Genomic DNA, 22,171 nt, shown 5'->3' on the forward strand with positions numbered 1-22,171 from the left:
AACGGAAATCAGGGTAGCATCATAAGTGAAAGTGAATTCATAATAGGGTATTGGGGGAAATCAAAATGAAACAGCGGTTGCTTATTTTGGCTTTAGGAATGTTAATGGTGTTCACTGCGGCATGCTCAGGTGGTACGGGCAGTGGAGGATCAAGCAATGAAAAAGAGAAAAACGGAAATGAGTCAAGTGAAGCAAAACAAGTAGAACTGCGCATTATGTGGTGGGGAGATCAAAAGAGGGCGGATATTACAAACGAGGCGTTGAAAATTTTCCAAGAGAAAAACCCATCCATTAAGGTTGTTGGCGAGTTTGCCCCATCCACTGGTTATTTCGATAAGCTTAATACGCAGCTTGCTTCCGGCACAGCGCCAGACATTTTTTTCTTAGGAGGAAATGTGGTCGATTATGCGAATAAGGAAGTGCTTCTTGATCTTTCTCCATACGTGGATAAAGAGCTTAATTTAAGCGATATGGATCAATCGATGATTCAATACGGCACGATCGGCGGCAAGCTTCTTCATATTTCTGCTGGTGCTAATGCACGCGGAGTCGTTGTGAATAAGACGATGTTCGAGAAAGCGGGCCTTCCCGTACCTGAGGATGGTTGGAATTGGGAAGACTTTGCACGAATCAGCAAAGAAATCTCGGACAAACTGGGCAGCGGTGTCTATGGTACTTATAACATGTCCATTGATGGAATGGATATCGGCCTGAAGCAGCAAGGCAAACAGCTTTATGATATGGATAAAGGGACGCTGGGCTTCGAAGAGGCTGACGTATTAAAATGGTTCCAATATTGGGATGAAACGATGAAAGCCGGCGGTGTTGTCCCTTCCGAGCTGCAAGTATCCAATCCTCCCGGCGATACAAGTAAGTCATTAGTTGTCACAGGAAAAGTAGCGATGAGCTTAATTCCGTCCAATCAATTGGCAGCATTGCAAGGACTTACGCAAGATGAGCTGATTATGGTGCAACTGCCGCGCGGCGAGAAGGGTACAGGCGTAGTGTTCGAATCAAGCCAAGGTTTGTCGGGTTATGCCAAGACCAAACATCCAAACGAGGTAGCGACGTTGTTGAGTTTCTTCATTAATGATCCCGATGTTGCTAAATTGTTAGGCAATGATCGCGGTGTACCAGTGGTTGCGGCTAACCGCAAGCTCCTTGAAACTAGCGCGAACAGCGTAGAGAAAATTGTTTATGACTACACAAGCCGTGTTTCAGAAGCGACAAACAAGGAGCCGTTTGCGGTCAGCTACAATCCTCCGGGTTTCTCTGAATATTCCAAGCTTGCCGAATCAACGATGTATGAAATTGGTTTCGGACGCAAGAGCGTAGAAGTGGCTGTTAAGGACTTCTATAATGGCACTCTGAAAATATTCAAAAACAATCAATAGTTTCCTATGAGTTGGGATTAGCAATGCATGAATAGACAGGCTGCCTCGCGGCAGTCTGTTTTTAAATTTAGTGGAGAAAACAATTATATCGGAAAAGCGAGGCGATTAGGATGAGCGAATCATTGCTGAAGCAGCTTCGAGAGCTGTCTATAAATGAGAAGATTGGCGAGTTGACGAAACCATCTCATAAAAATAGCCTTGAGGAATGGAAGCAATCCGGCATTCGTTTTACAACACGTTCAGGCAAGCTTGAGCAGGTCTATTACGCAGCAGTGCGCAAGCTGCTCGATTGTATTGTTCCTACGGGCGGCGAAGAGCCGATTTTGCAAGAAGGCGGAATCTATCTCGGCTGTTGGCTGGAAAGTACAGGAACGATTAATGCTGAGCTGCTTTCACGCTTTATACCATCCGTATCGGATGCAACTTTCCGCTCGTTTGCCGTGCACCAGCGAGAGGATGGTTTGTTGCCCTATAAGGTAACGGAGCATGGTCCTGCATTTCGGCAGATTCAGCTGGTGACGCCGCTTGCACGCAGTATATGGAACCATTATAAGCTGAATCAAGCGGGGAAGCCGTTTTTGCAAACCATGTATACTGCGATGGCAAGCTACGATGAGTGGCTGGTTCAGTATCGAAATACCCGTGGAACAGGTTGTGTAGAGGCATTCAGTACTTTTGATACAGGGCATGATCTTTCACCGCGATTCTGGCATGTCCCTGACACCCCTCATCTTAATGATGCAGCGCAAATGAATCCTGATTCTCCGATATTACCTTTTTTGGCGCCGGATTTAACCGCAAATGTATATTGTCAACGTCTTTACTTGGCTCGTATTGCAGAGGAGCTTGGGCTTCCTAGCAAGCAGCACTGGCTAGCGAAAGCCGAAGAGAGCTTAGAGAGCTTGTTTCGTTATTGCTTTGATGAAGAGGATCATTTCTTCTATGATCGAGATCGAAACGAGGAGCTTGTGCGAGTACAATCGGATGTGCTGCTGCGCGTAATGGCATGCGAAGTAGGGGATCAGACTTTTTTTGATACGATGCTCAGACGTTATTTATTGAATACAAGCAAATTTTTTGCCAAATATCCATTTACTTCGATGGCTATGGACGATCCGCGCTTTGATCCGTTCTCTAGCTACAACAGCTGGGGAGGCGCATCGAACTTCCTTAGCTTGATTCGTGCACCTCATGCTTTCGAGCATCATGGACGGCACGTTGAACTCACTTGGGTGATGTACCCGATCTTAGCTTCATTTACCAAAGCAACTCGCTTTGCGCAAGCGGTTAGCCCGTGGACTGGAGATGAGGGATTTACTGAGGCGTATTCTCCGTCGATATTGTGCCTGTTAGATTATGTTGAGCGTTTATGCGGTATTTTGCCTACACCAGATGGCGAGCTATGGTTTACGGGACTTGTACCCTACAATATGGATCATGGAGAAGAGATTACCGGTGAGACAGGCTACAGCCGAATCGTGGATGGTGTTACCTATGAACTGTTAAATATGCAGGCGGGGTCGGAGCTGTATCGAAATGGGGAAAGCTTCATCCGTTTTCCAAGCGGCATTCGCGTTATTACCGATCGTGAGGGTCAATTGAAGGGGATCATTGGAATGAGTGTACGTGAGATTCAAGGTGCAATTATTTATAATAATCAAGAGATTCCTTTTCATGTGAAAGGCAATGAGTATTTGACCTATGAGAACGGCAAGTTTAGCGTGGAGCGTGCAATTGGCGTCGTAAATCCAACTTACCGTTAATTGCAGGGTTGAAAAGGGAATGATTTATGTAGACTCTCCATTGTGCAACAAAGAACAAGCCTTGAACCCGAATGGGCTCAAGGCTTGTTTTGTTATTGAGGCAGCTGTGACAGACGACGTTCCCTTATCAGCACAATAGACATAATCGTTATTGAAATAGATACTAGCGCAATTGGAATGACGAATATGGATGGATCGTACCCTTCGATGAATAATGGTAGCAAATATCCGATTAATGATGCCGTTAGTGAAATGGAAACGTACAAGCTTGCGCCGAATCCGGTCCGGCCTGCGAACATGCGCTGCACATACCCCATCGCTACTCCGTACAAGATGGATACAAAAAAAGAATAAATCGGCTGAATGAGGAAAAAAACGATCAATGGCGAGTGCAAGGCATAAATCGTATAAGTAATAAGCGCCCCAAAGCCGCCGATTAAAATAATTATTTTGCTGCCGTATTTCGCCGCCCAATAACCTGCGATGGTCATGAACAACAGCTCGAATACGGCTTGGGAGCTCCAAATATAAGACATATATTCCGGCTTGCCGAACAACGTTTTAACGACAAGCGGCAAGTACAATCCGCGAATGGCATCTGCGCATGCAAGCAGCAGCAGAGCAATTAGCATAATGAGGGAAAAAGGCTCGCTCGCCCCTATATTAGCTTGTTTTTTTTCTTCAGAGTGTTCCCGGTAGAACAACAGCAGGATAACGAGCATTGCGTAACCTGCAAAATTGCCCCATAAGACACCTTGAAACGTAGCAATCAAATACAAATTCGCACCTGCCAGCAAACCGCAAAAAAATCCAACACTGTACCCTGCGCGCAGCCAAATTTGTGCCATCTCCACAATATCCCCGGCAAGTCTAGCAAAATGATTCCGAGATATAGCGAACAATTGTCCCATAATGAGTCCGGACGGAGCGCTCACAACACACATGCCGATCAGCGCCTGGACATAACCTTCTGCGTTCATATAAATGAACAAACCGACGAGACATAACAAAGCAGCGGCAATGACCAGTCTCTTTCTGCTGCGCAGCTTATCACTTAACAGTCCAACTGTAATCGTAGTTCCCATATTGAGCAGCAGCGACACAACGAAGATCGATACGACTTCATTCTTTGAAAGCCCGATGCTCTCACTTAAATAAATTGCATTCATCGGTGCTAGAATGCCCATGCCGATGCCATAACAAAATAAGGTGAAAAGCATCCTACCTGCACCATCCACCTGCAAAAAACGTTTCATATCTGCGGCAATACGCATCTTCAACCTGCTCCATTCTCCTCATGATCTTGCCAAATTCTAACAAAGTGTAGCTCACTTTTCTCGTGTTGTCTAGAAGAAAACAGTGGCTATATACAGACTCTGAACGAATTAGCTTGGCTGCGTTCTTATGGAGAACGAAGGCAAATGAAAACTCTGCAGCGTTTTTGGGATTAGTCGAACGAATGCAGACTCATTTTAAGTAACATTTTTGACTGGTAGAATAAGAATAGTGTCAACATACAAGTCGTTTTTCGTCGGTCGGTCACTATTAATGTGACCAAACACAGTCTGCTACGATTTACACATAGGAGAGATTATAGAGTAGACGAATTGTATCCGTGTTTATTTTGTCTAACGAACCGTAGTGTGCTTATATTGGAGAAAACTAAGGTTTTTTTATTTTAACGAACACCATTGGTGTTATCGACCCATATTCAGCGCAAAATGAGCTGTTTTACTCGAAATAACGATTGTGAGGTTCGTAAGAACAATAAGTTGCTACATTATAAGCAAATAAGCGTTACTGGATTCGTTAGCTGGATGTCCCCTAAAGTTGATTTCGGCTGAGTACAGTAAGAAGTTAAAGATACGAGTTATTGAGTTCTTAAGTAGCCTATCTAACGATGTTCATTGCTGCTGATTACAGTAAGAAGTTGGAGATACGAGTTACTGAGTTCTTAAGTAGCTTAATTAATGACGTTTATTGCGTTTGAGTACAGTAAGAAGTTGGAGATACGAGTTACAGAGTTCTTAAGTAGCTTATCTTATGATGTTGATTGCTGCTGAGTATGAGTACAGTAAGAAGTTGGGTATACGAGTTACAGAGTTATTAAGTAATTATCTAATGACGTTGATTGCTGCTGAGTTTGAGTACAGTGAGAAGTTAAAGATACGAGTTACTGAGTTCTTAAGTAGCTATCTGATGACGTTGATTGCTGCTGAGTATGAGTACAGTAAGAAGTTGGAGATATGAGTTACTGAGTTCTTAAGTAGCCTATCTAATGATGTTGATTGCTGCTGAGTACAGTGAGAAGTTAAAGATACGAGTTACTGAGTTCTTAAGTAGTTTATCTACTAACGTTGATTATGGCAGAGTACAGTATGTAACTGAAATTGACTAGATTATGGAGGATTCACATCGCATACTGAGCTGTAATTCATAGGTTGATTACCATTCCCTCTGTAATTACATACCGAGTAAACGATGTAACCTTTTTAGAAAAGGGGCGAGGACCTAGCTTCACCCCTTTTATGAGAAGAGTAAACGAATTGTATCAGTGAGACTTTTCTAACGAACCGTAGTGCGCTTATTTTGAAGAAAACTACGTTTTTATTATTTTAACGAACCCTATTGGTGTTATTGCGGTATATTTAGTGGAATATGAGCAGTTTTACTCGTAATAACGATAGTGGAGTTCGTAAGAATAATTAGTCGTTACATTTTGGGCAAATAAGAGTTACTGGGTTCGTTAGCTATTTGTCTGATATCGTTGATTACTGYTGACCATAGTCAATATCAGAGGATAAGAGTTACTGAGTTCGTTAGCCATTTGTTTGATATCGTTGATTGCCGCTGACCACAGTCAATAACCGAGGATAAGAGTTACTGTGTTCGTTAGCCATGTGTCTGATATCGTTGATTACTGCTGACCATAGTCAATAGCCGAGGATAAGAGTTACTGGGTTCGTAATCCGTATGTTCGATAACGTTGATTGCCGCTGACTACAGTTAATAGCTGGAGATCGACTAGCTTGTGAAGAATTCGCCGTGCATGCTGGTCGGTTATTGCTAGATGGGATCCGAGTTCCGATGGTGAAAATGGACGAAATAGTCGCCTTGCATACCGGAATGTTTCTGCCTCTAGCCAAGTCAAATCACAAGGGGCATCCATAGCGATAAACTTCCCAATAAAAGAAAGAACGAGCTGCTCGCAGCGCTTCGGTTCATCGATAATGGACAAATAGGCAATCGGTAAAAAAACCCAATCATCAAGCGCTAATAAACAATGCCGCCAACATAAGTCCTTAAACCGTCTAACATCCAAGTCTCTTGCGTGAGGTCCATAACCTTGTATTTCAATCCCTCCCTTAACATCACCGCTGGGCATATAAGCTAGATCCAGATATCGAAATCCATTGTTGAAATCACGAACTTCCCATTCAGGATAAAGATGGTTGAAATTTTTTACAGCAGGAAACCAAACGGAACGTAAAAATTCAAGAGTGCCATGGCCAAGTCCTTTCTCGAGTAATTCCCGTCTTCTATGATTTTGTTCTTGCGCAATGGCTAAATGCATCCATTCCTCATAAGCTTGATCAAATCTTGACATCGCAATTTTCATCCTCTCAATCATTGGTGGTAAAAACGAAAAAGCCGCTTCAACACATGTTCACCCATAAAGGTGCAGAATGTGCCAAAGCGGCGTGTGCTTCACGACCGACGTTATATTGATAGTATAACGATAATGAAAATGATTTCAATAATCTTTTTTTGCCTGAGTGAGTTCAACCTACAATTTACTTCTCACTCAACAAACCGAAGTTAAATTAACCAAAGAAAAGTGGGAGGATCGTGGTATTCTCATTTTAAGCACTGATCAGGGCAGAAAATGAATACTTTTCTGTAACAAAACACCTTTGTTATTTGTCATATAAGCAAAAACATGAGGTGATCATTATGAATGAGTTAAAAACAGCCTATGACACTGTCATTATTGGCGGCGGTTTATCTGGTCTGACAGCTTCTATTTATTTGGCTAAAGCAGGATTACGCGTGCTGCTAGTCGAAAAGTCCAATCGATTGGGCGGAAGGGCATTAACGGTGAAAAAGAAAGGAGCTTATCTCAACCTGGGTGTTCATGCTTTCTATCAGGATGGGGTAGGCGAGGAAGTGCTAAAAGAGCTTGATGTTAAGCTAAAAGGAGCCAATCCACCGCCATCAGTGGCCGCAATTTGGAACAATCAAGTGTTTCCTTTGCCGACTGGACCCATTCAATTGCTCACATCTAAATTGTTCTCGTTTACTGGGAAAATAGAGCTAGCACGGTTTATGATGAAATTAGCTAAAATCGATACAACGAAACTCGAAAGGGTAACATTCCGAGAATGGGCTGAAAAGGAAGTTCAAGATCCGATGATTAGGCATGTTATTTATTCGATTTGTCGGACGAACACCTTTGTGCCGCACCCAGAGCTGCTAATAGCCTCAATCGCTGTCAAGCAATTGCAGCGAACGTTTGGCGGAAAGGCATTCTATATTGAAAAGGGGTGGGCAAATCTTGTAGATGCGCTGAAGCAAAAAGCAGAGCAAGCCTCGGTTACGATTGTGACTGGTCGTTCAGTAGTTGGAATTGTACCAGACAAAGAGGGTTTGCGAGTCAGTTTTGCGGATGGAGAGTCATTGGTGATTTCGTCTGTCATCGTGGCCGCTGGTCTAGGAGATGCATGCAAGCTTGTAAAGGACGCTAATCAGAACCTGCTTTCTAATTGGAAGGAGCAAGCGCATACGATAAAAGCGGCTTGTTTGGATCTTGTATTGCATCGTCTACCGAATCCAAGTACGTCCTTCATCGCTGGCTTCTGGTTGGACGCTCCTATTTTTTATAACAACCCAACATCCGTTGCCAGCCATAACGACGATGGGGATTCTGTCGTCATTCATATGATTAAGCAGCTTGGAGAAAATCCGAGCTATCCTAAAGAGGATGAACAGCATTTGGAGCATGCGCTAGATCTTATGCAGCCGGGATGGCGCGAAGTGGAAGCTGCCCGTCAGTTTTTACCGAATATAACGGTCGCTCATGATTTTGCTTCTATTGATAAGAATGGCATTTATCCAGGGCCGGATGTTCCGGAAATCCCAGGTCTTTATGTTGCAGGAGATTGGACCGGTCATGTTGGAGAAACTTTGGTTGATGCTGTGCTTGCTGGGGCTAGAAGAGCCGCACAAGCTGTAATTAAACAACATAAAGGTATGAATGGGAGTGACATGTGAATACGGAACAGCTATATGTTGAATTGAAGCCGTTATTATTTTCGCTCGCTTATCAAATGATGGGCAGTGTCGCGGATGCGGAAGATATTGTTCAGGACGCGTTTATCTCTTTGCATGAAGATCAGTCTGATCATATCCAGTTTATTAAAGCTTATATGTGCAAAGTAGTTACGAATAAATGCCTGAATAAGTTGAAATCGACAAGCAGGCAGCGGGAATTGTATGTGGGACCGTGGCTGCCAGAGCCTCTCGTTACGAGTGGTGTTAACTCAAACGATCCGCTCCAACTATACATTTCGAAGGAAATGTTGTCTACCGCATACTTGCTGTTATTGCAGCAGCTGACCGCCGTAGAACGTGTTGTTTTTCTATTAAGGGAGTTGTTTCATTACCCATTTCAAGATATTGCCGCTATTCTCGATAAGAGCAGCGGAAACTGTAGGCAAATTTTTTATAGGGCAAAAAAAAGCATAGGCTCTTCTTCCAGCAGTGAATTGACTCCGCAGGAGATTGCTAGTCCTATGATGGAGGAATTCGTAAACGCGATCATTTCTGGCAATATCAATCGCATGCTGGCGATTCTTTCCACGGAAACAGTATTGTATACGGATGGAGGCGGCAAAACAAATGCGGCTCTGCGTCCAATTGTTGGGCAAAATCTTATTATCCGTTATTTTACGGCGATTAGGCCGGAAGTTCCATCAGATTTCACTTGTGATGTTGTTGAACTAAATGGAAATAGCGGCATTGTGATTAAGTCTGGCGAGCTTACTTTTTCGGTTATTACCTTCCATATAAAAGACAACGTCATTTCGGACATTTATATTGTCATGAATCCAGAGAAGCTGCGCCATTTTAATAGATAGAAAATAAATAAATAAATAAAACAACCATAACAGCAGAGATGCAGTTATGGTTGTTTTGGCTTGTATTAGACCAAGAAATATCGAATCAAGCCTAAGAGGGCGAAGCAGAATAAAACGGTACCAGCACCAATACCTGCAATTGCGCTATGGGCTACCTTAAGCTTTGGAGATATGATTAACGTACTAATGGCAACGGCAACCAACAACGCAGCAAGTACATATAAGATGGGATCATTGAAAACATGTTTCAAACTAATAAAATGAATACCAACAATAAAGGCAATCCAAGGGGATACGTATTTGCTGCGTTTTGTTTTTATGAATACAAAAGCACCCGCACCTGCCAAAATGATCTCAGTGTATACCAAAATCAAATAGTTACGGAAAGATGATTGATTAGACAAAGCGGAGGGTGCGTCCCAGTTCGTTATACTTAGGTAGACGCCTGCCAAGCATACTAGAAGTGCAATGCCAGAAGCTATGCCAATGTATTTGCGCCAACTCGCTCTAGGATTTTCTTGTGCCCAGCCAAACCAACTGAAACTAAACATGCCAAATATTGCTGCATACATGGTGTAATCTCGAAGATAATCCATACAAACCCTCCTATTGGATAACTGTTTTATTTGGATTCCTTTTCCATTATACCATCAGAGCATTTTTTTAGATTAAAAGGTATTCGGTTTTACAGCATTGAAAATAAGTAAAGTGCTGGGAATACACGGTAATTCATGATAGTATCTATAGTACACAAACCTAATTAAACTCAAATCAAATATATAGGAGGAATGTACATGTCTAATACCACAAATGAAACATCGGTTGAAGCTTTATTCAAGCCCTTTGTCTCCAAAAATTTGCAGGTTGCCAATCGTATTGTGATGGCGCCAATGACAAGAGGATACTCCCCAAATGGAGTTCCAGGGGCTGATGTTGCGGCTTATTATCGTCGGCGGGCGGAGAATGGCGTTGGTCTTATCGTTACTGAAGGAACCGTAATCGATCATAAGGCTGCTGCTGCAAGTCCGAATTGGCCTCACTTTCATGGGGAGGCTGCGCTGAGCGGCTGGTCCAATGTGGTAAAAGAAGTGCATGAAGCCGGCGGTAAAATTATTCCGCAACTATGGCATGTTGGGTTAACGCGAAAAATTGGCGACCTCCCCAATAAGGAAGCATTGCCAATTGGTCCTTCGGGACTTAATCTATCAGGTGAGAAAATAACAGAGCCACTAACGGAGAAAGAGATTGGGGATGTTATCGCAGCTTACGCACAGTCAGCGGCAGATGCAGCACGAATCGGCTTTGATGGTATTGAGCTTCATGGTGCGCATGGTTATTTGATCGATCAGTTCTTCTGGGGCCAAACAAATAAACGGACTGATCGCTATGGCGGCGACCTTGCAGCGAGGACACGTTTTGCCGTTGAGATTGTTGAAGCATGCCGTCGTGCAGTCGGAAGAGATTTCCCAATCGTATTCCGATTCTCACAATGGAAAGCGGGTCATTATGATGCCAAATTGGCGGAAACGCCTCAGCAGCTTTTGCAATTTTTGACGCCGCTTGCTGATGCGGGAGTGGATGTGTTCCATTGTTCAACACGGCGATATTGGGAGCCGGAGTTTGAGGATTCTCATCTAAATCTGGCAGGATGGACGAAGAAGCTGACAGGAAAACCAACGATAACTGTAGGCTCAGTTGGGCTGGATAATGAATTTAGAAGCAGCAGCGGGGACGCTGCGAAGCCGGCCATTTTGAACAGCTTAATTGAAAGACTAGAAAAGGAAGAGTTTGATCTGGTAGCCATAGGCCGTGCACTGCTTGCTGATCCAGAATGGGCAGCCAAAATACGCGACAATCGAACAGATGAGCTGCTGAGCTATGACGCAGGCGCTACAAAAACTTTATATTAATGTCGTACACGATAGAAGAGGAGCCTGCAATTAGGCTCCTCTTCTTCTTTATGAACTAACTGACAGAGTAACTCACTCATTCATTCGCTTGAGATAATCTCTTCTCCTCCAGATCACCCCATCGTGTTTTAGCCTGCCATTGGTTTCTTAGAAGAAATACGAATACTTGCAAATAAACTCATTAGTATTAACAAAAGATTAAAACCCATCGTTACAATCAATCCCGATTGCATTGTCATTCCGGCAGCTTGACTAACGACAAGGATAGCACCGCCTATACCGATCACCACACCCGGTGTGAAAGAATCTGCAAATTGCAAATTAGCGGAAGTCTCGCCAGCTCCGTCTTCACTAGTATGGGCAAATGCAACCGCACCGCTCGTTGGATGGGATAATCCCATTCCAATTCCTGCAATGATTTGCCCCATTACGGCCAAGGCAACCGTTACGTTTGGAATCCAACCGACTAAAGCAAAACCTATTGTGAGCAGCAGCACGCCTAAAATAATTCTTCTATTACGCCCACGGCCTTTGTCTGCTGTATCCCAGCGCCCTTGCAAATAAGCAAAGAGACACCAGCTAAGCGCCGCGCTGGCAACAATTAATCCGGCATGAGCGGGATTAATGCCTTTGATATCGATTAGAGCTAACACAAGAAAATTTTGTGTACTGACATATGCGGCGAAGAAAAGTCCACGTGTTGCTAGAATAGCTGGCATTCCTCTTCGGAATAGTAGAGTGCCCGTAGGCAACAGCTTGCGCAGTGGATATGACATGACGGATAAGCCGGCAATGCTTAGTACAGCTCCTGTAATTCTGGGCAGCATGCCAAGTCCAACGAGGAAAATACCTGTACCTATCGTTAAAAATAAAGCCATCCACGTAGCGGCGGCACCATTACCCTCCCTTGTACCTTGTACCTTCAATTTTCTAAAAGCCGGCAAGCTAAGGATGGCTGACAAAACGATAATCGGCAATATGCCCCAGAATACAAAACGCCAAGACCACTGTTCTGCAATCAAACCAGCAACAAATGGACCGAGCATAGACGGAAGGACGTAGGCTGTACCGAATGCACCGAGTATTTTGGAACGTAATTCATCGGGATAGCTTAAGGAGATAGCGGTGTATACGCAAGTCATCATCGCACCAGCACCAAGGCCTTGCAGCGCTCGCGCCGCAATCATAACGTACATATCGCTGGCAGCAGCCGCAGCAATCAGACCCGCAATAAACAAAACAAGTGCAATCGTAAACGGTACTGCTGGCCCTTTTTTATCAATAATACGACCGACAACCAGGGTGCCAACAATCTGAGCAAGCAGATAAGTGCTGAATATCCAGCCAAAGAGATGAATGCCATTCAAATCACCGGCGATGGAAGGAGCGATCGTGGTTACGGCTAAGCCCTCAAATCCTACTGCCATTACTGACAAAATAATTCCTATCGATAGTGCAAAATAACGCTGACTAAAAATGCTTTGATGATTCGGCATTGCCTTTAACCTCCAACAAAATTTTTTATGTATACGCCATATCTGGATACTTAGTAAACATATTTCTTTATAAAGTTCAGGCTACAGTTCAGCTTTGACTTTGTCAACATTTTTATTTAAAATGTAGAGAGTGATATAGAGTCAGTTGCCTCAAAAGGAGGTCCCTATAATGAGCGGAAGTCAAACGAACAAAGATTCCTCAACGAAGACGCGAAGAGGAATCATTAATCTGCTGAAGCAGCAGGGTGGTATGGATGTTATGGCATTAGCCTCAGAGTTTCTACTATCTGGAATGGCTATTCGCCAGCATTTAAATGCGCTGAAAGAAGAAGGATTAGTTACGTATGAAGAAGAAGCTCGTCCGATGGGACGACCGGCCAAGCTGTGGAGATTAACGCCTGAAGCTGATCGTTTTTTTCCAAGCGGGTATTCGGAGTTGTCAGTTAGTCTGCTTCAATCTATGAGAGAGGCTTTCGGAATCGAGGGGCTGGATAAGCTGCTGGCAGTACGAAATAAAAATATGCTGGAGCAATACCTTTTCCAACTTGGCGGGGAATCTCATCTAATTGGAAAACTGGAGAAACTGGCTGATATTCGCACAAAAGAAGGTTATATGGCTGAGATCAAGGATCTAGGCGATGGAAGCCTGTTGTTTATAGAGAAGCATTGTCCAATCTGTGAAGCTGCTGCTGCTTGTGCCGGGTTATGTAAAAATGAGTTAAGCCTCTTTCAATCCGTGCTAGGCAGTGAAGTTCAGATTGAACGCGTAGAGCATATTTTGTCAGGCGGAAGAAACTGTGTTTATAAGGTTATGGAACCAAATAGTTAGCTGTAAAGTACTTTGAATCCTGTATTATTAGTAGCATTTTAAATAAATTAGACCTATTGAAGGCTGCCGAGAGTTTCTCGACAGCCTTATTACGCCAGAGGAAAATGATTTTTCATTTAAAAAGTGATGGATTCACCATCAATGGGTACTAGAATATGTTTTGAAAGTTCCTTTTCATCAAGGAATGCTTGTAATTCTCTTCGAGTTAATAAGCAGTGATTGAGTGCTTCCATATGTGAAACGATAATGGTCGATTGCGGAGCTGCCATATAGGTTTGATAAATGTCTTCTTTTGTCATAATGATCGGATCGCCTTGAAGAAATTGTGCAGCCCCTCCATTTACAATGATGACATCAGGATGATGCAGTCTAATGCTGTCCTCAACATCTTTGGCCTATATTGAGAAACAACAGCAGTACATCTTAAACAACTTCAAAATCAGTGGGGATGGTTGTTATCTTTTGGAGTGCAGATTTCCATCCAACCATGAGCTGGATCTATTTTTAACCGAATTAAATAATCATGTTAATTATAAGTTGTCTATTGTAATTAGTAAGTGAAAGGATTGAGCTGCTTTTTTTGCGTTTAGAATTATAAGATGAAAAGCTATGAAATACTCTGATCGTATCATAGCCTTAAGTTTATGACATAGCTCTAAAACAGACCCTAATTCAAATGGCGGTCAGTTAGAAAGTCCTTATTTTCTGCAATCGGCAGAGAAATAGGGGCTTTTTTTGGTGAGCTGCTTTTAAGAGGGATGTTTAATTTCTGTGAATCTAAGGTCAGGGATAGAATTTTAGCGCTCGATAAAACGTAAGATTTAAACTGCGGATCATTTTTTGTTTAAATTCAGTTTACAAAGGTACGTTACCATCACGTTATCAACAGTTGTATAGGAGGAATTACAATGGTTCATGTAAATAAGAAGAAAATAGAGCCAAACCACGGTGACTGGGCTGTCGAAGCGAACGGACTCGTAAAAACTTTTGGTGAAAATCGGGCTGTGGATGGCGTGAATATGAATGTACGCGCGGGTTCAATTTACGGTGTGCTTGGTCCGAATGGAGCTGGCAAGACCACAACGATTAGTATGCTCGCAACCTTGCTTCGTCCAGATGCAGGCTCGGCGCGAATCTTCGGGCACGATGTAGTAAAGGAATCGCAGATTGTTCGTCAATTAATTGGGGTTACCGGCCAGTACGCATCGGTTGATGAATCACTAAGCGCTACAGAAAACCTGGTTATCTTCTCTAGGCTGCTAGGGCTTGGGCGTTCAGAAGCGAAGCGTAAAGCAGATGAATTGCTTGAGGAGTTTGGTTTGACGGAAGCAGCGAAGCGGCCATTGAAAAACTTTTCCGGCGGCATGCGCCGCCGCTTGGATTTGGCGGCGAGTCTTATTGCACAACCGCCGCTTATCTTCTTGGATGAGCCGACTACAGGGCTCGACCCGCGTACGCGTGCTCAGATGTGGGATACGATTCGCCGATTGGTGAAGACGGGGTCGACCGTGCTGTTAACGACACAGTACCTCGATGAGGCGGATCAATTGGCTGATAGAATCGCAGTTATCGATCGCGGTCGGGTAGTGGCAGAGGGCACGGTGGATGAACTGAAAGCTTCAGTAGGTACCTCCTCATTGCAATTGAGAGTAGTAAACCCGCTGGACATCGAAGCAGCTCGTCAAACGGTTGAACATGTGCTGAAAACACAATCAATTGTGTTATATGAAGCTGGAATGATTACGGCCCCTATGGCGGATGCCGATTTGGTCACAGATCTGCTTATCGCACTGCGTGAGAGAGGGATTCATTTGGCAGAAATGAGCGTACAAAAACCGACCCTTGATGAGGTGTTCCTCACAATCACAGGTCATGGTGTTAAAGAGGACGCTGCACAAGCGTCCGATGTATCCAATAAAGCGGAGGCGGTAAAAGTATGAAAAGCACTTTCATTCAATCAGGGTTTGATCGTGAGCTGAAAAACCACACGAGCTTTGGTCAAACCATTCGTAATTCATTAACGATGGCTTATCGCGGCCTGCTTAAAATTCGGCGTACACCTGAACAATTGTTTGATGTTACACTTCAGCCAATCATCTTTACTTTAATGTTTACCTATATTTTTGGCGGTGCCATCTCAGGTGACGTAATCAGTTATTTGCCCGTCATCATTCCCGGCATTCTCGTGCAGACTGTAATTACGACCTCAGTTGTTACTGGCGTTCAATTGCGTGAGGATATGGACAAAGGTGTATTTGATCGGTTCAAGTCATTGCCAATCTCACGAATTGCTCCATTAGCTGGAGCTTTGCTTGCAGACACCATTAGGTACACTATTGCTACTGTACTCACTTTAACTATGGGATACATTATGGGCTATCGTCCTGATGGAGGCCTTGATCATGTGGCCATCGCTGCACTACTTGTGATCTTCTGTTCTTGGTCAATCAGCTGGATCTTCGCTTTCTTCGGCGTCATCGCCCGTACTGCCTCAAGCGTACAAGGGATATCGATGATTGTGCTGTTTCCGCTGACGTTTCTTTCCAATGCCTTTGTGCCGGTTGATACCATGCCGAAATGGCTTCAATGGTTTGTCAACATCAATCCGGTCTCCCATCTTGTCAGTGCCGTCCGTGATTTGACCAACTCTGGAACGGTAGGCTGGGATCTAGCTATCTCTCTGATCGGAGCAATTGTGATCGTAGCCATCTTTGCACCGATTACGGTTCGCGCCTATATGCGCCGGACATAATGAACAGCGTGGAGTTTAATTGATGCAAGCGCCAAGCTCCACCAATCGCTCAAATCAAAACGGCAGAAATGCCGTTTTTTTGTTTTATACTTCTATAGCGAGCTCTAGTAAAGTTCACAAATTTCCATAATATGCTATGATTATTGGTAGAAAAGTATAGATGATACCATGAATGAAGCAGCCATTTGGAAAGGAAAGATGACATCAATGAAGTATGGGAAATTAATCGGAGAAGGCAATACCGCATCGGTATATGAATGGGAAGAAGGGACAGTGCTTAAGCTTTTCGTTCACGGTTATCCAAAAAGTGATGTAGAAAGAGAGTTTAGAAACGCACAAGCCATTAATGATATGAACTTCGCAAAACCAAAGGCATATGAAATGATTAGTTATGAAGAGCGTATGGGTATTATTTATGACAAAGTAGAGGGCGAATCACTGCTCGATTGGGTTTTGAAAACAGGTGATCTCCATGGATGCGCGGAGCATATGTCCAAGCTTCATAAGTCGATTCTACAGAATAGTGTCAGCACTAGCGATGTGCCGGATTACAAATCATTTTTAAAATACAATATAATAAATGCGTCATCGGCTAATGCAATGGAACAAGAAGGCGTATTGCACAAATGGAGTGAATTGAAGGATGGAGACACACTTTGTCATGGTGATTTTCATCCAGGCAATATTTTATTATCCAATGGTCAGACAAAAGTTATCGATTTCATGAATGTGTGTCACGGACATTTTTTATATGATGTTGCAAGAACTGTATTTTTGGTGGAGTATACACCCGTGCCTGAAGGTACAGAGGATATAGAGTTGGTCAGGGGATTAAAGAGAACATTGGCAGATTTGTATCTTGCCCAAATGGATGTTACCCGTGAAATGATACAAGATTATTTATCGGTAATCATTGCGGCTAGAGTTGGAGAATGTCCTGACGAACCCCGCTGGAGAGAACAGCAGTAAATGGTGATTGAAGTGGAGAAAGAAAAAGACAGCCTCCAGTTGAATGGAATGCTGTCTTTTTTTTGCTGCTATGCACTAGTGATTGAAGGCTTGCTCTTTTTGCTTATTCAAGGCGATGAAAACAGTAAATAACAGAAGGATGATTCCAGTAAAGATGAACCCTTCGATAATGTTGAAAGGAAGCCATCCCAGAACGGATGAGCCTGCAACCACACCAAGAGAGAAGAAGGCATAGAAATATCCATAAGCTTTTCCGCGAAGCTCTGCTGGCGTAGCTCTAATGAGCATCGTATTAATGGATGGGAACAAGAAAGCAAAGCCGATTCCATATAGTCCTAAAACAAAATAAAGTCCTAATGTCGTTGATGATTGGCTAATAAGCAGCTGACTTAATCCCATTAAACCCATGCCTAATGCCATCGTTCGTGATGGGGAAACGCGATCGAATATACGGTTTGTAGGAAGTACAAACATGAGAACGGCAATGATCCCAAAAGTGCTCATTAGCGTGCCGCTTAATTTCGAATCATATCCAAGCGTTTGAACATGCAGCGGCAACAAATAAGCGATTACGCCTTGAGAGAACATTAAGAAAAAGGCACCGCCATAAGCTTTTACAACACCTGCATTAAAGAATGAGCCTGCTGCTTGTTCGATCGTTTTTTCTTTTTCTTTCTTTAATGGTTTGTACTTGCTTAAAAAAATAGCAGACAAAATGGCGAGTGCAAACCCTAATACAGCTACACAAGTAAAAACGAAGGGAACGGAAGTTTTGCTTGCCATAATTCCGCTGAAAGCAGGTCCAATAATGGCGGCTAATCCAACAAATGTACCCGTGAAGGCAACTTTTTTCCCTTGCTCATTATTTATCGTAGTATTTGCAGAGAAAGTAAACGCAGCTGGAACAATTAATCCGGCCACAAAACCATGAATGATTCGTACGATTATTAATACGACTGGAGAGTCAACGAATTGATATAGCAGTAGTGCGCTGCTTGTCAGAAGCAAACCGATCATTAGTATTTTGAACGGCCCTACCTTATCCGTCATAATACCTGACAATATGTTGCCAAACGTATTGGTTAATGAATAAAGCCCAACGACAATGCCTACAATAAACGAGCTTGCACCAACGGAAGCGGCAAAAGTACTCATAACCGGCAGCTGTGCAAATAGATCAATAAAAGAGAAAAACACGATACTGTACACTAATATGGCATAGTTAAATGGCTTTACACTATATTTGGCTTGTGCCTTCTTCAGCTTCCAATCGAGCAAAAAGTTGCCTAATGGCACAAAAGCCGCAATTACTGCTGCTGCAGGCCAAAGCAAACTCCACTTCACTCGAATAGCTGCGTAAAGTATTGCTACAGCATATAAACTGAAAATCCCCCCGTGAATACTTCCCATAAGCGTCACGGCTTGCTCTATTCCCCATATATATTTCAAGGGCATAGCGATACATAATAATAAAAGTAATGAAATGCCATCTAGAAAACCTGTGATTCGTAAAATGTGAATTGGATGTCCTCGCACTTTTCATGCTCCTAATATAGATTGAATTGATCTCTCTATTCTAACATTTAATTAGGCGATAAAAATAGAACGAGGCAGATGGAAAGTGAAGGTTCAGCAACAAATATGAGATGAACGATTTATTTTTGGAAGATGTCGTCAAAAATGGTGAATTCAAAATCTCATTATTTGTTTCAATTAAAGCTTGACCTTGAAGTGTACTTCAACATTTATGCTCTAGCTAATCAATTACGGCTATCCATAATTGAAGTCTGAGATAAAGTTGGAGGTTATGTATGATGCGAGTATTAGAGGTAGTTGTTATTTTGGTCATTATTGCAGTCACGACGGGAATCCTAATTGGCAAAAGAGAACGGCGGCTGAATGCAGTGTTATGTATGTCCTTAGTGTTGATTGTATTATTGCATGGAATAATCGATCATTTTCGCATACAGATGGTTCCAGCCTATGCCGCTGTTTTAACGCTAATCATTGTATTGGTCCTTAGATTGTCTAAGCCGCACAGCATAGTCCGCACTAAGCTTTTGTTAAAAAACAGTTTGCTAACTGTTGTCGTAATTAGATGCCACTCCTTCGGTAGGAGTGGTTTTCTTTTTTATACCGAATATTTTGTGCGGAAAACCTCGATTTTTTTTGACTCGAGGGGTAGTGTCTATCATTGCTAATGGACATGAGATCCGCTAATTTTGAATTTTAGTGGGTTTTGACATTTTAACGGACATGAGATCCGCTATTTGTGCTGAAACACTCAAAAAGACTCGATTTATAGCAAATAGCGGAACCTATGTCCGTAACACCCGCCACCCAAGCTGCTTTTTCTGTCACATTAAGAATTCAAACACCCCACGCAACTTTGAGGCACACAAACCCACACCCAAGCAACAATGAGAATAACCGAAACACCCCCACGCCGATGTTACATTGAGTATTACCGACTTAAACCCGCGCCAAGTTACATCTAGTAATACCAGAATAAACCCACACTGATGTTGCATTGGATAATACCGGAACAAACCCATGCCAAAGCAACATTGAGTATTACCGAAACAAAAACACGCCTACGTCACATTGAGTATTACCGACATAATCTCACACTCAAGCAACAATGAGTATTTTCGTAACACGTACAAACCCACGGAACTTTGACTATCACCGTCAGATTACCCACTCTCATGCTACTAAGACGGATGTATACCGTTACAATCGAATTTTAAAAGTACGGCAACGTTGGTGGCCACTGGATACCTCTAACAGTTGGAGTTCAACGAGTTTGTACAAAATACGCCTTGCATGTCGATCACTTACTCTGAGATGCTCAGCGAGTTCTAAAGGAGTTATTGGTCGGAGCAAACGTCGTGCTAGTCGTAAGGTTTCCGCTTCAGAGCTCATTAACTGTGAAGGCACATCTGAAGAAATGAATTTACCGATAAAAGCAAGAACGAGCTGCTGGCATTGTTGCGGTTCGTCCGTAATAGAAGGGTAAGCAACAGGCAGCAGCATCCAACCGTCAAGAGCTAACAAACAATGCCTTCTACACAAATCTTTAAATCGTCTTACATCAAAATCTCGAGCATGGGACGCATATCCTTGAATCTCAATTCCACCTTTTGCGCCACCTGGCATATAGGCAAGATCCAGATATCGATAGCCATTATTGAAATCGCGAACTTCCCATTCAGGCAGCAGATAATCAAAATGTCCGACAGCAGGGAACCATACTGATCGTAGAAATTCAACTGTTCCGTGGCCAAGTCCCTTATTGAGCAATTCAAGTCTTCTATGATTACTCTCTGAATCAATATTGGCTTGTAACCATTCCTTATATTTGTGATCAAATTGAGATGCCATAACTTACACTTCCCCTCTGMAAAATAAAAACGCCGCTGTCATACAAACACTCCCAAACAGGAATGGTTGTATGACAGCGGCGTGTTCTTCAAGACCTATGTTGTCAGTATATCGTCAGCTGACTATTTCATCAATAGCCGTTATTTCTAATATTCATAAGTGTCTCATAGTTTTTGTAAGATGCACTATTAATTGAACAAATACGATATATTATTGATATACAGCTTGAGTAACACACCCAAACAATTGACATCTAATCAATTTTTTTCAAGAACCCAACTGATAACGCAGCTTATAAAATCGAAACAATTCCTTCACACCATATTATCATCAAAATAGAGAAGACATAACTGAGTAAAAGCACTAAAAGCACTAAAAGCTCTACAAGCTACTACAATCTCAAATGCTTTTCTAATCATGTAATCGATTTGTTCAAGCACTTAAGAACCAAATCTTGAAGGGTAACCGTAAAATATCCAATAGGAGGTTCGGCATGAAAGCTAAGATTGTTATTATAACAGGAGCAAATTCGGGGATCGGAAAAGCAGCAACGCTGAAGTTTGCAACCGAAGGATATCATGTTGTCATGGCTTGCCGCAATTTGCAGATTAGTAGACCTGTGCAACAAGAAATCATACTAGCAGCAAACAATGTTAATGTAGATTTGATGGAGCTGGATATTTCATCGTTTGATTCTATTCGTTTATTCTGCGCTGCATTCAAAGCTAAATACTCACGTTTGGACATTTTAATACATAACGCAGCTTACTTAAATCATGGAGAAAAGCAATATAAGCTTAGTCCTGAACATATTGAACTGTCTTTTGCTACAAACACATTTGGTCCCTTCTTAATGACTAATTTGCTGACAGACCATCTTCAAAAATCGCAGGACCCGAGAATTCTTAATGCCTGTACGACCAATATTAAAAATTTCTTCGATCCCAAAAGAAAAATTGACTTCGATAATTTACGCGGTGAACTGCAAAACAAGCAGCGTCACAGTGTATATAAGATGTACGGTGACTCCAAAATGGCATTATTGATTTTAACCTTCAAATTAGCTGAACAATTGAAAAGCAAGGGAATTAAAATCAATGCGCTTCAAATCAACCGAGTAAAATTATCAAAAGAAACGATAAGCAAACTTAGCCCATTTTGGAAAGTGCTTGCTACGGCTCAAAATTTAACGAATCCGCCACCAGCCGGCATGGCAGACAATTATTTTTATATTTGTACTTCAGATGAATTCCGCGATGTAACAGGTCAGCTAATTAACCACAAGCGAGAGATAGTTGCACCATCCACAAGCGAAAAAGGTGTAGAGCAATTGAAAAACATATTTGGTTCGGGAAGCTATCCTAAATACGCTATTGACACTGAAAATTCGTCGAAGCTATGGGTTTTAAGTACGGAGCTGACTAGTAATTTTTATGAGTCGTAAGCACAACAGGAGTAGCAGAAGTTAGAATGAAATAAAGTTCTAGACTGAAAAATAAAGTGTTAGACTGACGATGCGACGATGCTTCATTAAGCT

17 protein-coding genes and 1 pseudogene are annotated in these 22,171 nt (G+C 42.6%); 11 read left to right on the forward strand and 7 right to left on the reverse strand.

Translation table 11 applies throughout. From position 1 onward, the window contains the following. Window positions 1–65 precede the first annotated feature (65 nt). A complete protein-coding gene (locus AC1DM9_RS18585; protein ID WP_076270501.1) occupies window positions 66–1,394 on the forward strand; it encodes an ABC transporter substrate-binding protein in 1,329 nt (442 codons plus the stop codon). 110 nt (window positions 1,395–1,504) lie between these two features. After that, on the forward strand, window positions 1,505–3,157 hold the full coding sequence (locus tag AC1DM9_RS18590) for an MGH1-like glycoside hydrolase domain-containing protein (RefSeq protein WP_477581541.1): 1,653 nt from the start codon (window positions 1,505–1,507) through the stop codon (window positions 3,155–3,157). Between the two features lie 92 nt (window positions 3,158–3,249). On the opposite strand, the gene AC1DM9_RS18595 is transcribed toward AC1DM9_RS18590, so the two are convergent. Next, window positions 3,250–4,431, reverse strand: coding sequence for an MFS transporter (locus tag AC1DM9_RS18595; protein WP_477581578.1), 1,182 nt, complete (start codon window positions 4,429–4,431; stop codon window positions 3,250–3,252). Window positions 4,432–6,110: 1,679 nt separating this feature from the next. Further along, a complete protein-coding gene (locus AC1DM9_RS18600) occupies window positions 6,111–6,764 on the reverse strand; it encodes a transcriptional regulator (RefSeq protein WP_477581543.1) in 654 nt (217 codons plus the stop codon). A 347-nt stretch (window positions 6,765–7,111) separates the two neighbouring features. On the opposite strand from AC1DM9_RS18600, the gene AC1DM9_RS18605 reads away from it, so the two are divergent. Continuing rightward, window positions 7,112–8,428: a protoporphyrinogen/coproporphyrinogen oxidase gene (locus AC1DM9_RS18605; protein ID WP_477581545.1), complete on the forward strand. Its 1,317-nt coding sequence runs from the start codon at window positions 7,112–7,114 to the stop codon at window positions 8,426–8,428. Continuing rightward, complete coding sequence (locus AC1DM9_RS18610; RefSeq protein WP_441880873.1) at window positions 8,425–9,294, forward strand: RNA polymerase sigma-70 factor; 870 nt, start codon at window positions 8,425–8,427, stop codon at window positions 9,292–9,294. Before AC1DM9_RS18605 ends, AC1DM9_RS18610 begins: the two co-directional genes overlap by 4 nt. Window positions 9,295–9,359: 65 nt before the next feature. On the opposite strand, the gene AC1DM9_RS18615 is transcribed toward AC1DM9_RS18610, so the two are convergent. Beyond that, window positions 9,360–9,890, reverse strand: coding sequence for a hypothetical protein (locus AC1DM9_RS18615; RefSeq protein WP_477581547.1), 531 nt, complete (start codon window positions 9,888–9,890; stop codon window positions 9,360–9,362). A 198-nt stretch (window positions 9,891–10,088) separates the two neighbouring features. On the opposite strand from AC1DM9_RS18615, the gene AC1DM9_RS18620 reads away from it, so the two are divergent. Beyond that, on the forward strand, window positions 10,089–11,204 hold the full coding sequence (locus AC1DM9_RS18620) for an NADH:flavin oxidoreductase (protein ID WP_477581549.1): 1,116 nt from the start codon (window positions 10,089–10,091) through the stop codon (window positions 11,202–11,204). Window positions 11,205–11,332: 128 nt separating this feature from the next. Here AC1DM9_RS18620 and AC1DM9_RS18625 read toward each other — a convergent pair whose 3' ends face one another. Continuing rightward, window positions 11,333–12,700, reverse strand: a complete 1,368-nt coding sequence (locus AC1DM9_RS18625; RefSeq protein WP_477581551.1) for an MFS transporter — start codon at window positions 12,698–12,700, stop codon at window positions 11,333–11,335. 169 nt (window positions 12,701–12,869) lie between these two features. Here AC1DM9_RS18625 and AC1DM9_RS18630 point away from each other — a divergent pair, with 169 nt between their 5' ends. Continuing rightward, window positions 12,870–13,529 (forward strand): helix-turn-helix transcriptional regulator, encoded by a 660-nt coding sequence (locus AC1DM9_RS18630; protein ID WP_477512129.1) that lies wholly within the window; start codon window positions 12,870–12,872, stop codon window positions 13,527–13,529. 116 nt (window positions 13,530–13,645) lie between these two features. Here AC1DM9_RS18630 and AC1DM9_RS18635 read toward each other — a convergent pair whose 3' ends face one another. Next, window positions 13,646–13,828, reverse strand: a complete 183-nt coding sequence (locus AC1DM9_RS18635; protein ID WP_477512130.1) for a hypothetical protein — start codon at window positions 13,826–13,828, stop codon at window positions 13,646–13,648. Window positions 13,829–13,946: 118 nt separating this feature from the next. Between AC1DM9_RS18635 and AC1DM9_RS18640 the strand changes: the two are divergent. The 4 genes and pseudogenes from AC1DM9_RS18640 to AC1DM9_RS18655 all read left to right on the forward strand — a co-directional run. Next, window positions 13,947–14,090: pseudogene (locus tag AC1DM9_RS18640) on the forward strand (Lrp/AsnC ligand binding domain-containing protein); the annotation flags it as partial. 347 nt (window positions 14,091–14,437) lie between these two features. After that, entirely contained in the window at window positions 14,438–15,469 is a 1,032-nt protein-coding gene (locus AC1DM9_RS18645) for an ATP-binding cassette domain-containing protein (protein ID WP_477528030.1), read from the forward strand. Continuing rightward, complete coding sequence (locus tag AC1DM9_RS18650; protein ID WP_477512132.1) at window positions 15,466–16,281, forward strand: ABC transporter permease; 816 nt, start codon at window positions 15,466–15,468, stop codon at window positions 16,279–16,281. The genes AC1DM9_RS18645 and AC1DM9_RS18650 overlap by 4 nt, the downstream gene beginning before the upstream one ends. 168 nt (window positions 16,282–16,449) lie before the next feature. Continuing rightward, complete coding sequence (locus AC1DM9_RS18655) at window positions 16,450–17,250, forward strand: aminoglycoside phosphotransferase family protein (RefSeq protein ID WP_441880881.1); 801 nt, start codon at window positions 16,450–16,452, stop codon at window positions 17,248–17,250. Between the two features lie 75 nt (window positions 17,251–17,325). Here AC1DM9_RS18655 and AC1DM9_RS18660 read toward each other — a convergent pair whose 3' ends face one another. Next, window positions 17,326–18,786 (reverse strand): MFS transporter, encoded by a 1,461-nt coding sequence (locus AC1DM9_RS18660; protein ID WP_441880882.1) that lies wholly within the window; start codon window positions 18,784–18,786, stop codon window positions 17,326–17,328. Between the two features lie 1,197 nt (window positions 18,787–19,983). Next, the gene (locus AC1DM9_RS18665) at window positions 19,984–20,634 is read right to left on the reverse strand and encodes a transcriptional regulator (protein ID WP_441880883.1); all 651 of its coding nucleotides are present in this window, start codon (window positions 20,632–20,634) and stop codon (window positions 19,984–19,986) included. Window positions 20,635–21,127: 493 nt separating this feature from the next. Here AC1DM9_RS18665 and AC1DM9_RS18670 point away from each other — a divergent pair, with 493 nt between their 5' ends. Then, on the forward strand, window positions 21,128–22,078 hold the full coding sequence (locus AC1DM9_RS18670) for an SDR family NAD(P)-dependent oxidoreductase (protein ID WP_477581555.1): 951 nt from the start codon (window positions 21,128–21,130) through the stop codon (window positions 22,076–22,078). The last annotated feature ends 93 nt before the right edge of the window (window positions 22,079–22,171 follow it).

It is taken from the genome of Paenibacillus sp. 01T431 (assembly GCF_056398625.1).